The following is a 13,126-nucleotide window of genomic DNA, read 5'->3' as shown; positions in this document are numbered from 1 at the left end:
TCAAAATAAAACACGGGATATAAATGATTGAGAGTACTTTAACTAAAATTAGAAACTTTAACCGGAACGGGTGGCTTTTATCCATATTAATAGCCCTGTTGGTAACCGATCTAATCATAATACTAAACCTGGATCTTCTAAAACAGGCCATCCCCTTTATTTTCTTCACCATTATCCCCGGTATGCTCATTGTCAACATATTAAGACTTCATAAAATGGAATTCTTGAAAAAATTTGTCCTTAGTGTGGGACTGAGCATCTCATTACTCATATTTACCGGATTCCTCCTTAACAGCCTCTACCCCTTGATCCCGAAACCATTGGCCTTAGAACCGGTTTTAATAGCATTAAACCTGGAAGTGGTCATCCTGGCCCTTCTGGATTATCATAGGAGTCGAGAATCATTCAGTATGGGGGATATTTTTAATATCAAACTCAACCCTGAAAGTGGATTACTGGCTCCCCTGATTTTTCCATTTATATTCCCGGTCCTGGCTATTCTGGGAACTTACCTCATGAACAACCATCAGCATAACCTGATCCTCATGGTGATGTTATTCCTGATCCCTGCCTATCTGGTGGTTATCTTCTACCTTAAAGACCGGATAAACCCCTTAACCTATCCTGTTTCCTTATGGTTAATTGGACTGGGGCTTCTCTTGATGCACGGGCTTACCTCAAACCATATTATGGGGCGGGATGTGCATGCTGAATACTACTGTTTCCAGTTAACCCTATCCAACCTTCACTGGGATATTAACAGTTACTACAATCCATATAATGCCTGTCTGGACATAACCATACTACCAACCCTCTACCAGGTTATTAGTAATATAAGTAGTGAGTATGTCTTCAAACTGTACTACACCCTCATTGGATCAGTTATCCCCTTACTGGTGTATCTGGTGTCCAAAAAATATTTCAAAATCCAGTATGCCTTCTGTGCTGGTCTTTTATTCACATTCCAGATTTTCTTCATTAATTTAACCGGTGCTGTGCGTCAAGAAATAGCCATTCTCTTCTTTTTCCTGGCAGTGATGGTCTTATTCAATGACTACTTGGAAAAACTAGTGCAGAGAAAGTTGCTATTTCTCATTTTCATATTATCACTGATCATGTCCCATTACACCACATCCTACGTTGCCCTGGGATTATTAGTCCCCATATTACTGTTACCATTCCTTAAGGGACTGGTTAAAGACAGGAAACTTAATTTCAAAAATTTCGACCTCATACTCATCTACCTCCTATTCCTGGCTGTTTGGTTCCTGATATATGCTAAAGTACAGTTCAACGCTGCTGGGGATGTTATGGCAGCCACTGCAGGAATTGCTGGAGGGGGTGGTGCTGGTATAGGGGGAGGTAGAGATGCGCTGGTCTTGAGTGTTCTGGGAATTGGCCTAAAATCACTGCCTAACACCATCAGCGCCATTGTAAACGATGCCGTCTTCCTTATGATGGGAATCGGACTTTTTGCCATTTTCAGGGAGCGCAAAAAATACAGGGATATCCTGGGTGATAAATTCATACTGGGAATACTGTTATCCATAACCATCCTGGCCCTCTTCATCATAGTGCCTGGTGTATCATTCTTTTACGGGGCTGACCGACTATTCTTCCAGCTCTTAATATTCACCGCACCCCTATTTGTCATAGGGGTTATGAAATTATCTAAAATAATAAAAAAACCCCACCTGAAACCAGCAATATTTTTAGTGCTCTTAATATCCCTATTTGTGGTTGGAAACCATCTCCAGTATCATTTCTATGGAATACCATACTCATCGGAATACGATAGTACCGGTAGTATTAGGGGTGAACTCTTCATCTACGACCAGGAAGTAGTTGCCTCTAAATGGCTGGGTAACTACAGTGATGCTGATCTGAAAATATACGCAGACTCCATTGGTGGTTCCAGGCTTATGCTGGGAAATATTGACATTTACCGAGCCAGGGGAATTAACTTCGATAAAAACAAGACCATACCGGATTACCTTTATCTGGGATATGTGGGTACACATGATGGGAAGGTGTATGAAACTCTGGATGTTATAAGTGACTGGTTTAACTTCGATTTCCTCTTCCAGGGTAAAAGCAGGATCTACGATAATTACTATTCAGAGGTTTACCTATGACCCGGATACTCTTCATACACAACACCGTCATGTGGTACCGTATACCATTTTTCAGTGCACTGGCTGATATTTATTCAGTTAAATACCTCTTCAACCACCCAAATATTTCCCAGACACTTTACGGAGTGGAAACCACCCCAGAAATCGAAGGTATGGATGGTGTTGACTACCAGATCATGAGTAATCATCTGGGAATTGCCTGGGGATTAATCAAAAAGGCCTGGGGCGACTACGATATCCTGGTGGGTGGTAGCTGGGATAGCATCCCCGAAATAGTGGAGAGTATTTATTATTTAACTGTTGCATGGCTTCGGAGGAAACCCATCATTCTCTGGAGGGAGGATTGGGCCTGGGAAGACACATCTTTAAAATCCAAGCTGATTAAACCACTCATAAAATGGATGGTAAGAACTTCCCATTCCATTGTTGTGCCTGGAAGCAAACACAGAGAATATTTCCTCCAACTAGGCTCAGACCCTAAGAAAATCTTCTTGATGCCCAATGTAAGTAACCAGACTGGTCAGAAAGATGATCCGGAGAAAGCAGCATATTTAAGGAGAAAAATGGGCTTGGAGAATAAGAAAATTGTCATGTATGTAGGTCGGTTGATTAAAAGGAAGGGAGTCCAGTACCTGCTTCAAGCCCTGGAAAAAATCAAAACTGAAAATGTGATGCTTTTGATTTTAGGGGATGGAGAATGTGAAGATGAACTTAAAAGTATGGTCAAGGAGCTGGGACTAGCAGATAAGGTGATATTCACCGGGAATATAGCCCAAGAAGAACTGGTTTCCTATTATATTATGAGTGATTTGGTGATGGTGCCTTCTATAACCCATGGAATTGGCGACCCATGGGTGCTGGTATTGAATGAGGCCATGTACTTTAAAAATCCAGTTATTGCCACTGATGCTGTTGGTGCGGCCAGTGACATGATAGATGCAGGTAAAAATGGATTCATAGTTCCGGAGAAGGATAGTCCTGCACTGGCCCATGCCATGGATAAAATTCTGGAAGATGATGGTTTAAGGCTTAAAATGGGTCAAAAATCATGTGAGATTATCAATGATCAGTTCCGTTACACAAACATGGTGGAAGGATTCAAAAAAGCCGTAGATTATTCTTTGAATAATAAATAACTCATTATAAAATAGTCCCATTCATAACGGCCAATTTAAAGATTATTTATAAGATTTAGTAATATCAATGATTTTTTACTGATTGGGTTAAATTAATGATAAATTAAATAGTGAATGGAAATTACGTAAACTAAAATAATGTTATATTATATTTTTAAAATATAGTTAAAAACTTAAAAAACCCTGTGAAAGAATGCAGATAGATAAAAATAGATTATCTGCAAGTAATATATATGTAAATGACGTTCATATCCTTTCTTATGAGCTTTAATAAATTTTAAGCTGGTTTTTATCTCAGATATGGTGGTGTTGATGATCTTACCCTTCTTCCGTGAGGCACCGATCTTGTGCCATACTATGGAATCAAGGGCAGTTATTGCCTTGAAACCACGTTCATGAAGTTTCAATGCCAGATCAGCATCTTCACAGCCAAAGAAGAAATCTTCATCCAGATAATTATAGGGGACTTTATCGGCTTTTATAAGCATGGCCGCCCCTGAAACCCAGTCTACATTCAGTGTTTCACCATGATAGGAGCTTATGTCCACGTCATCCAGTACAGCGTAATGTCCAGGATAGTGGTTAAGGTCTATTTTACCCCCAACACACCATATTTCATCGTCTTTCCCCTGAAAGTCATAGTAATATATTTTAGAACCCACCAGGGCTATCTCGTCATCAGATTCTGCAACCTTCACCAGTTCCTGGAGGAAATTCCTATCCACCACAGTGTCATTGTTCAGAAGAAGGGTGTAAGGGCTTCCTAATTGTTCCAGTGCAAATTTGATACCAATGTTATTTCCCTTGGCAAAACCATAGTTCTCCTGGTTCTTAATAAGAATTAGTTTGCCATTAGAAGGCGTATTCTTTATTCGGCCAATGGAATTAGGTTCTTCAATGGAAAAATCCGGCTGATGGGGTGAATCCAGTTCTCCTTCTTCAAATTCAAATATTTCCACTGGTTTATTTAGGGAATTATAGTGGAAGTATTTAGATTCCACCTCTATCTCACCTTCACAGTAATTCCTTATCTGTTTCAGGGAGTCATCCTGGGAATCATTATCCACCACAATGATGTTATAAGATGGATAGTCTATTTGATAGAGTGATTCCAGGCATTCTATGGTGTCCTGCCAGCCATTCCAGTTTAACAGGATGATTGCAACTTCCGGATGCATAAAATCATTATACCCTATTTTCTTTCACTTCGAAGTAGTTCAGCTGGTCCTGTATAACATCACTGAGACTGTACTGGATCTTTCCACCGATCTTCTGGATTTTCTGATTATCAGCAAGTATCAGTGGAACTTCAGCTGGTCTGAACCGGTCGGGGTTGAACTCGATGACCAGTTTACCCTGATCAGTGTTCACGTTGATTCCCTTGTCCTGGATGGTGTATTCCAGTCCTTCTTCCAACATGATCTGGTCCACCCTGGTTTTATCAAAGTTAACACCAAAGACAGGGTCGTTGTTTATCTGGGCCGGGTTTTCTATGGTTTTTTCACCTTTGATGGTTTCTATGCTGTTTATGTTCCAGCCTGCCTTTTCCAGTCCCAGTAGTATGTAGCTCAGGACGGAGTTGGTTCGCATGGATCCCTGGTTGTATGCTTCACCACTTTTACCATTAGCTGCCAGTAGGAGGTATCCTTGGATAACGTCACTTACATGGGACCAGTCACGGAAGGCGTTGATGTTTCCAATAACGATACGGTCGGTTTCACCATATTTGAGTTTCATGATCTGGTTGGTGATGACTGAGGTTACGAACATTATACCCCTTCCTGCACCTTCGTGGTTGAATGCCCGGGACACCACGGTGTCCATACCAAAGGAATGGTGATAATTCTGCATCAGCAGATCTCCGTAAACCTTGGACACCGCATAAGGGGACATTGGCCTTAAAGGGTTGGATTCTGAAACTGGTAATTCAGGTATTGAGGTAGGTTCCGGGAAGATGGTTTTGCCATCCTTCAGTGCCTGCTGGTACTGTTCCTCAGAGGATATGACCATACCGTATTCTTCACTGGAACCGGCAAATATCATCTTGGTATCCATATCCTTAACACGCACTGCTTCTAAGAGGTTGGCAGTTCCTATACAGTTGATGTGCTGGGTTTCCAGTGGGCGGCGGAATGATAGTTCCACAAAGGACTGGGCTGCCAGGTGAAAAAGGTAGTCTGGCTGTGATGCGTCAAGGGCATTGGCCAATGAGGTTATGTTGGTCAGATCTCCTTCCAACATCATCAGTTTATCTTTAATACCTTTATCTATCAGGTTTTTCTCCATTGCAGCCATGTCTTCCGGCCTTATGAATCCGTATACATCTGCTCCATCATCTAAAAGCTCTTTTGCAAGGTAAGAACCAACAAATCCGTTTGCCCCGGTTATCAGGACACTTTTTCCGTTCCAGTTCATAGTATCTTCCACATAATCAGTTTATAAACAAATCAAATTAATTTTATTACAATTCAAATTCCATATGTACTTTTAATTTATTACCATGACTATAAAATTATTTTTACCTAACTATAATATTTCAATTTAAATCAATTTAGAAATGTTTTAATGGATTTAATATTACCCTAAAACATTATTTGATTTATCTATCTGTTTATAAAAGTGTTTTAATAAGGATTATTAAGAAATATGTTTTAATGAGAGATTATTTTCTTAATGAGAGTTATTTTTTCATTGCATGTTTAAGGTGATTGACTAATCTTTCACCGGCGCTTTCCAGTGTCCACTCACGACGTACAACTTCCAGTGCATTTTCTGATAAACTGGATCGTTTCTCATCATCACCCAGTAGTTTAACCACTGCATCTGCAAATAGGGATTCATCCCGCTGGGTTAGGAATCCATTTTCATTGTGGATCACGGTTTCCCGTACTCCACCTTCTTTAACTGCAACCACTGGTGTGCCGCAGGCCATGGCCTCCAGGGGCACCAATCCGAAGGGTTCGAGATATGGTGCGTAGAGTACCATTTTCGCCTGGTTGTAAAGTGAGACCAGTTTATCATCATCAATACCCCTTAATATCTCCAGTTCCACTCCCAATCCTGCGGCCATTTCCCTTAGATAATCCTTCCATTGTTCATCACCCATGTTGGAGACTATCATGAGTTTTGGGCGTATTTCCTCCTCAATCAGTCCCAGGGAATTTATTATGAAGTCGTAACCCTTGGGTGGGATGCATGTACCCACGGATAGGACAAAGTCTTCCCGAGGTAAGTCCAGTGGCTGGAATATGTCAACGTCCACTCCCAGGTAGGATACGTAAGAGTTGAGTCCGTATGATCTTAAAACGGATTCATGAGAATAATAGGAGTTAGCCAGGATGTAATTAGCGTACTGGACGTTTTTAAGGTCAAGATTCATCTCCTTGCCAATTACATGGTTTATGTATCTTTTAATTAATGGTTCCAGTAGTCTTTTTTTTCTCTTGTCTTCTGAGATCTTTTCCAGGATTTTTTCCCGGCGTGGTGGTTGCTGGCAGTAGTAAACTGTTGGTTTTTCAATGTACTTTAAGAAGTAGGGGGCCATGACGAACTGGTCCTGTTCACTGAAGACCACATCGTAGTCACCCTGGTTAATGGCTTGGGCAATGGCTTTTTCTGTCTGATCCACGTTTTTTATGGATATTGGTTTGAATATGGCTGGTACATAGGAGAAAGTAGAATATACAGTTGATCTGAACCAGCTTTTTTTAACCGGGAAAACATGCATGTCCCTTACCAGGTCCTTTAAGGGGAGGAATTCTTCGTTGGCTGTGGCCGGGACATATAAATCAACTGCATGTCCTGAATTTGATAAATATTTTACAAAACCGTGCAGTGCTCTTTTAGCCCCTCCTGATGGGAGGTTGTGGAAAATTGCAATTTTTAATTTTTCTGACATTCAAATCTCCGTATTAAAATCTGTTATCAAAATGATAATGGTATATGAAACTATTATCGATATTTCTAAGTAATATTATCGGTATTTTCTAAGTAATATTATCAGTATTTCTAAGTAAATAAAATCAACTATTAATATTCATTTAAGACTTGTTCATAGATTTTCCAGGTTTTCTGGGCTGTTTTCTCCCAGCTGAACTCCTTAGCCTGACTTATACCTTTAGCCTTCAACTTCATTTGGAGGGCTTCGTCAGTGAGTACTTGGTGCATGGAATCAGCCAGGGCATCCACATCCATTGGATCAACCATGATCCCAGCATCACCCACAACTTCAGGCAAAGATGACGTGTTAGACGTGACTACTGGTGTGCCGCAGGCCATGGCCTCCAGTGGGGGTAGGCCAAAACCCTCATACAAAGAGGGGTAGACGAATAGATCTGCTAAATTGTATATGCTGGGAAGATCTTCTTCAGGGATATAATCCATGAAGAACACATCCTTGGCAAGTCCCAGCCCTTCTATAAGATCAAATATGGCTTTCCTATCAGCTTCACCTATTTGGGGTCTTCCCACCTTCACCAATTTTACTCCCTTTAAATTATATGTTTTTATCAGGCTATTGAACGCTTTTATAACGGATTGGAAGTTCTTTCGGGGTTGTTCTGAACCAACGTACAGGATGAAACTCTCGGGTAGATTGTATTTCTCCCTGATATTATTCAACTTCTCATGGGGTATGACTTCAAAATTAGAGTCAACTCCCAAGTAGACTGGTTCTATCTGTTCAGATGGTATTTTTAAATATTCAACCAGGTCTTTTTTGGTGTGTTGGGAGATGGTAATTATTTTATCTGCATTTTTCATTCCATCAATGGAATATTTTAAGAATTTTAAGGACATCTGGGTGTTTTCCTGGTATATCAGAGGTATTATATCCAGACAGGTGGCAATCTTAGGTGAGTTGAAATTAATCCGGTTCAGGAGATATGTTTCTTCCTGTGAAAACACATGGGTTAGGTCGGCATCCTTTATCAGGAGTTTTTTAACCCTTTGAGGGTAGATGAAAATCTTATGAACTAAATCAAAGTAAGGAACATTGAATCGGGGTAATTCATAGGGAATTTCATTGAAAACTGCCTTATCATGTAAGTTTTCTGCTGTTTTCAGGTATACTTTGTATTTTCCATACATTTCACCTAAATTTAATCCTAAAATGGCATTTACAGTTAATTTATTATTCATTTTATCCCTTTTAACTTTCATTAACTTGTTCATAGACCTGCCAGGTTTTCCGGGCGGTTTTCTCCCAGCTGAACTCCCTGGATCTGGCAATGCCTTTATCCCTCAACTTCCTTTGGAGGGCCTCATCAGTGAGTACCCGGTGCATGGAATCAGCCAGTGCATCCACGTCCAACGGATCAACCATGATCCCCGCATCACCCACCACCTCCGGCAAAGAAGACGTGTTAGACGTGATCACCGGTATTCCACATGCCATGGCTTCCAGAGGGGGTAGACCAAAACCTTCATACAAAGAGGGGTAGACGAACAGGTCTGCGGCATTGTAGAACTTAACCAGGTCTTCCTCCCGGATGTATCCTGGGAAAATAACTTCATCCTGAAGATTTAATCTCTGGATTTCCTGGAGTACTTCTTCATGTTGCCAACCCATTCCACCGATGATGACTAATTTATGGTTTAACCCTGATTTTTTCAGTTCAAATAAAGCTTTTATTAACGGTATGAGGTTTTTTCTTGCTTCAACTCTCCCCACAAACAGTATATATCCCTCAAGGTTATAAGTGGTTTTTATATAGTTTTTAACTTCTTCAATGTTTTCCATGCGATGGTAAACATTACTGTATCCAAGGGGGGTGACAGTGATGTCCTGTTTGGGTATATCCAGATATTTAATGCAATCTTCTCTGGTTTTTTGAGAAATGGTTATTATATGATCTGCCCGGTTAACTATTAATTTTAAGGAGGTGTTCCATCGCTTTGCCAGGTTACGTGAGTAACTATCGGGATAAAGTAGAGGTATCAGATCATGGATGGTTAATATCTTTTTAACATTTCTATTCAGGAAAAAAGCAGAACTCTGGGTATGCCAGTGGGCGGGGAAGTGCACAACATCCACGTTTGCCTTTCTTACTGCGTAGGGCATTCCAATGTAACAGGTAAGGTTTAGGGGGATGTGGGGAATTAGTACATCTTTACATTGCTGGTAGACTGGATCTTCACTTTTTTTATGGTGAATCAGGGTAATGTTTTCAGACTTACCCATTTTAATCATCTCCTCCAGTGTACCGTAAAGAGATTTATCCACACCGGTTCTTTGCCTGTCTATAATCCATGAGAGAATACCTACATTCATTAAATCACCTATTCTGGGAGAAAATGGATCAGTTCGAAAATATAACTCCTATTTTTCTATTGGAAAAGTTAATTCCATTGGAAACTGTATGATTCGGAAACTGTATGATTTCGATTGAAACCCTTCTTTATTTTAAATTGTAACCGTGCTAAAAAGATGGATGATTCATTCCTCATTATATTCTGAAAGAACTTCATCAGTAATTTTCTGGTACTCTCCCCTAATTTTTTCACGTGTGTTGATGGTGTTATACTCTTTCATCAAGCCTAATTTTAAATAAACAATCAAATTATAGATAACTGACAAAAAGCTAAGGGAAAGCCCTCTGAAACCATCTTTATATCCCTTGTCACGTACGTAAACATCAAAAAAGCCACGGAATAATCTGAAAAGGATTCCAGGAACACTCTTTCCTAATTTATATCCCTGTTTTTTACCTTCGAATATATTTTTAGCTTCTATGGTGGTGTAATGGTTGAGTGCCTTGTCAATGTAGTGTTCAAAATCAAGGTAACTGAAATGTAGGAATCCTTCCTGGGGATCTGTTAAATTGTAATGCCTTGCATCTTCACTAATATTAATGAAATCATGTATTCTGTCTCCGAAATACAAGTATTTCTTTTTAAAAAATCGTGGGTGTAAATCCTGGAGTGGTCCCCAGCCCATGTGTTGTATCTGTTTACCGGCAAAATAGTTGTTATGGGGGATATTAACTACATCTCCCAGGTCTTTTTCCATTACTTCCTGTAATTTGTTCTTTAATTTTAGTGGAACTATCTCGTCAGCATCTACAACAAGTACCCATTCGCAGGATGCTTGTTCTAATGCAAATTGCCTGGCAGGATCAGCGTACCCCATCCTCTTAAAGAAGAAAATTTTATCGGTGTATTCCCTGGCTATTTCCACGGTATGATCATCACTGTGCATATCCACTATCACTATTTCATCAGCCCATTTAACTGATTCAAGACAGTTTCGGATATTTTTTTCTTCGTTTAAAGTGTTGATAAGAACTGATACTTTCATTTAATCATCTCATTCCTTAATTTCCTTCCCAATTACCCGTTTAAGTATGTTTATATCATCCTGTGAAAATCCTTTAATGAGGAATAAAACTACGAAATAAATAACTGTAGCCAGTATTATCTCTAAAAACAGGTTGATTTTAACCAGTGCAATGAATACGCACATCACCAGGGTGGCGATTGCTGGTCTGATTAGAATCTTTTTAGGGGAGATGAAACAGACATGACGGGTTACTATGTAGAAGTAGGATATGAATAAGGCTATTTCTGTAATTACAGTCACGCATGCGGCTCCTACAAATCCCCATAATGGGATCAGGACCAGGTTCAGACCTATGTTAATTATCATGGTTATGAAGGTGATTTTGACTACTTCAACCTGTTTGTTTACTGAGACAATGGTAGATCCCAGAACGTAGCTGAGGAAGATGAAAGGTAAGGCCCATATCAGTATTTGCAGAGCTATTATTGATTCTGAGTAACTGCTTTGGTAGATGAGTAGAATAATGTCTGAAGCCAGTAGGGTGGTGGCTGCCACTATTGGTAGTGAAATGATAGTTAAGTATTTGAAGGATTTGTAGTAGGAGACTTTAAGGGATTGATGGGAGTCTACATAGAATTTGGATAATAATGGATATACCGATAAGGTGTACATGGAGGGGAGGAATAACAGGGCTTCCATTAAGCGGTAGGCGGCACTGTACCATCCCACAGCCACACTTCCCTTAATGAATTCCAGCATAACCATGTCCACTCTGAATGCTATTAGGGCGAAAATTCCGGAAACTGCGATGGGTAATGCCTCTTTTAGCATGGCTTTCCAGAAAGGAAAGTCGAATTCTATTTTAGGCAGGATAAATTTCCATAAACAGATTATAATGGTTAGTATGAGGGAAACAGCGCTGGCCATGAAGTATACAAAAGCGAATGCCACAATGTTCATCTGGTATCCAATTGCCAGGAATATGCCCACGAACATGAGGACATTGTTTAGAATCTGTGTCACGGACTGGTATTCCATCTTCTCATATGCCTGGAATATTGCATTGAAAATATTTCCAAATGAGTTCAGTATCAGAGACAGGGTAATGAAATACAGGACGTATGACTTTTCCGAAGGATATCCACTTAAATAACCTATGGCGGCGATTAAGATAAAGGTCGCAATGGATAGTAAAATCTTAAGGGCGAATGCATTACTAAGATATTTGCCTGCCAGTTTATGGTCACGTGCTACCTCTCTGACTGTGAGATTGCTCAATCCTAGATCTGTTAAAATGGAGAATATGCCTGCAAAGGCAAGTGCAGCAGATAAGACACCGAATCCTTCCACACCAAGATACCTGGCAGAGTAAATAGAATAAAAGAATGCCAGAACGTAACCTAAAATCTGTGATACCATCAGTACACTGGTATTTTTAACTAATCTTTGAGCGGGGTTCATTTTATCTTCTCTGTAGATTTATGGGAATTGTAAATGTGAGGTGTGATAGAATAGAATTGTGTTGGAATTATTACAAATAACAAACTAATCATTTAGGTATACTAAAACAGTTTGTGTATACTTAACGGTCAATCATTATTTGTAAAACTTATAAATTTTCTTATTTAAAAGATGTTTGAATTCTATTACCTAAGGAGATGCTTCAGGACATGTAGATCAGGTATTATGTGAAATGAAGTATATCATAAGGGACATCTTCCTATTAAACATATAGGTTTTTTTTGTTGTTACGTGATACCTCGTTACTTGATACCATCAAAAACCAGTTATTATAAAAAAAGGGTATTATGGATGTTTATTTAAAAAAAATACCGTTGTAAATTAGAGATATGTGAATATTGGTTTTGATCTATTTAAAAGAGATTTTAGAAGGAAATAAGACTCAAAAAAAAAGTTATTTTGATTTTCAAACAAAAATTATATATATAATGCATTTTTGAATTATATATGTGTCAAAATTTGTAAAAAACCATCAAAAGTGTGTTTAATATTTTTGAGACATAACAACATTACCATCACTGGCATATTTAATGTTGTTTTTAGGACTGTTATAAATTCATAAATATGTATCGTTTATTATCTCTTAATTGAATGGTCTATTGGTAAATGGGTTATGTTTGTTACGGGAGGGGTGGCAATGACATTTAAAGTCAATCAGAAATTATCCTTATGTATTTTGTTACTGTTTTTAGGAGTTGTATTTCTTTTAAGTGTTAACACTGCTTCTGCTGCATCACAGACGAATTTCACCCCTAGTGAAATATCAGCAGCGTCGGTTACCCTTAAGAATCAGATTGAGACCAACAAAAATCTGCCGAATAGTGTAAAAGTCGGAAATCAAACTGTTAACACTGCACAGTATCTTCATCTGGCTGCACAGGCTACCAGTCAGATACAGAACAATAATAAGACATCCATAAAATTACAAAATGATCAAGTTCCGGGATTCAGTGAAGAATCATTGAACACCGGTAGTATGAGTAAAGCAGACTACGTGGACTTCGCGCAACGCGTAAACGGCTACATGAACGACAACCACCAAGCACCACCCTACG

General features: G+C 39.3%; 9 protein-coding genes and 1 pseudogene. 3 read left to right on the top strand and 7 right to left on the bottom strand.

Annotated elements, in window-relative coordinates; all coding sequences use genetic code 11:
* Window positions 1–23 precede the first annotated feature (23 nt).
* Window positions 24–2,135 carry a DUF2206 domain-containing protein gene (locus tag HY987_RS08820; protein WP_292757674.1) on the top strand — a complete coding sequence of 704 codons (2,112 nt, stop codon included), beginning with the start codon at window positions 24–26 and terminating at the stop codon, window positions 2,133–2,135.
* On the top strand, window positions 2,132–3,271 hold the full coding sequence (locus tag HY987_RS08815; RefSeq protein ID WP_292757672.1) for a glycosyltransferase family 4 protein: 1,140 nt from the start codon (window positions 2,132–2,134) through the stop codon (window positions 3,269–3,271). Before HY987_RS08820 ends, HY987_RS08815 begins: the two co-directional genes overlap by 4 nt.
* Window positions 3,272–3,444: 173 nt before the next feature.
* On the opposite strand, the gene HY987_RS08810 is transcribed toward HY987_RS08815, so the two are convergent.
* The 7 genes from HY987_RS08810 to HY987_RS08780 form a co-directional block, all read right to left on the bottom strand.
* Window positions 3,445–4,449, bottom strand: coding sequence for a glycosyltransferase family 2 protein (locus HY987_RS08810; RefSeq protein WP_292757670.1), 1,005 nt, complete (start codon window positions 4,447–4,449; stop codon window positions 3,445–3,447).
* 7 nt (window positions 4,450–4,456) lie between these two features.
* Window positions 4,457–5,686: a GDP-mannose 4,6-dehydratase gene (locus tag HY987_RS08805; protein WP_292757668.1), complete on the bottom strand. Its 1,230-nt coding sequence runs from the start codon at window positions 5,684–5,686 to the stop codon at window positions 4,457–4,459.
* Between the two features lie 265 nt (window positions 5,687–5,951).
* Window positions 5,952–7,169, bottom strand: a complete 1,218-nt coding sequence (locus tag HY987_RS08800; RefSeq protein WP_292757666.1) for a glycosyltransferase family 4 protein — start codon at window positions 7,167–7,169, stop codon at window positions 5,952–5,954.
* A gap of 131 nt (window positions 7,170–7,300) precedes the next feature.
* Window positions 7,301–8,410 carry a glycosyltransferase family 1 protein gene (locus tag HY987_RS08795; RefSeq protein ID WP_292757664.1) on the bottom strand — a complete coding sequence of 370 codons (1,110 nt, stop codon included), beginning with the start codon at window positions 8,408–8,410 and terminating at the stop codon, window positions 7,301–7,303.
* Between the two features lie 10 nt (window positions 8,411–8,420).
* The gene (locus HY987_RS08790) at window positions 8,421–9,542 is read right to left on the bottom strand and encodes a glycosyltransferase family 1 protein (protein WP_292757662.1); all 1,122 of its coding nucleotides are present in this window, start codon (window positions 9,540–9,542) and stop codon (window positions 8,421–8,423) included.
* Between the two features lie 165 nt (window positions 9,543–9,707).
* Window positions 9,708–10,568 carry a glycosyltransferase family 2 protein gene (locus HY987_RS08785; RefSeq protein WP_292757661.1) on the bottom strand — a complete coding sequence of 287 codons (861 nt, stop codon included), beginning with the start codon at window positions 10,566–10,568 and terminating at the stop codon, window positions 9,708–9,710.
* A 9-nt stretch (window positions 10,569–10,577) separates the two neighbouring features.
* The gene (locus HY987_RS08780) at window positions 10,578–12,011 is read right to left on the bottom strand and encodes a flippase (RefSeq protein ID WP_292757659.1); all 1,434 of its coding nucleotides are present in this window, start codon (window positions 12,009–12,011) and stop codon (window positions 10,578–10,580) included.
* A gap of 697 nt (window positions 12,012–12,708) precedes the next feature.
* Between HY987_RS08780 and HY987_RS08775 the strand changes: the two are divergent.
* Window positions 12,709–13,126 (top strand): annotated as a pseudogene (locus HY987_RS08775) (hypothetical protein); the annotation flags it as partial.

This window comes from Methanobacterium sp., assembly GCF_016217785.1.
Taxonomy (GTDB): Archaea; Methanobacteriota; Methanobacteria; order Methanobacteriales; family Methanobacteriaceae; genus Methanobacterium.
The sequence above is the reverse complement of the archived record's forward strand: the minus strand, read 5'-3'. Positions and strand labels throughout refer to the sequence as shown.

Excerpts from the sequence above, each read along its gene's own strand:
- HY987_RS08820 (WP_292757674.1), top strand. The coding sequence starts at position 24 with ATGATTGAGAGTACTTTAACTAAAATTAGAAACTTTAACCGGAACGGG.
- HY987_RS08815 (WP_292757672.1), top strand. The coding sequence starts at position 2,132 with ATGACCCGGATACTCTTCATACACAACACCGTCATGTGGTACCGTATA.
- HY987_RS08810 (WP_292757670.1), bottom strand. The coding sequence starts at position 4,449 with ATGCATCCGGAAGTTGCAATCATCCTGTTAAACTGGAATGGCTGGCAG.
- HY987_RS08805 (WP_292757668.1), bottom strand. The coding sequence starts at position 5,686 with ATGAACTGGAACGGAAAAAGTGTCCTGATAACCGGGGCAAACGGATTT.
- HY987_RS08800 (WP_292757666.1), bottom strand. The coding sequence starts at position 7,169 with ATGTCAGAAAAATTAAAAATTGCAATTTTCCACAACCTCCCATCAGGA.
- HY987_RS08795 (WP_292757664.1), bottom strand. The coding sequence starts at position 8,410 with ATGAATAATAAATTAACTGTAAATGCCATTTTAGGATTAAATTTAGGT.
- HY987_RS08790 (WP_292757662.1), bottom strand. The coding sequence starts at position 9,542 with ATGAATGTAGGTATTCTCTCATGGATTATAGACAGGCAAAGAACCGGT.
- HY987_RS08785 (WP_292757661.1), bottom strand. The coding sequence starts at position 10,568 with ATGAAAGTATCAGTTCTTATCAACACTTTAAACGAAGAAAAAAATATC.
- HY987_RS08780 (WP_292757659.1), bottom strand. The coding sequence starts at position 12,011 with ATGAACCCCGCTCAAAGATTAGTTAAAAATACCAGTGTACTGATGGTA.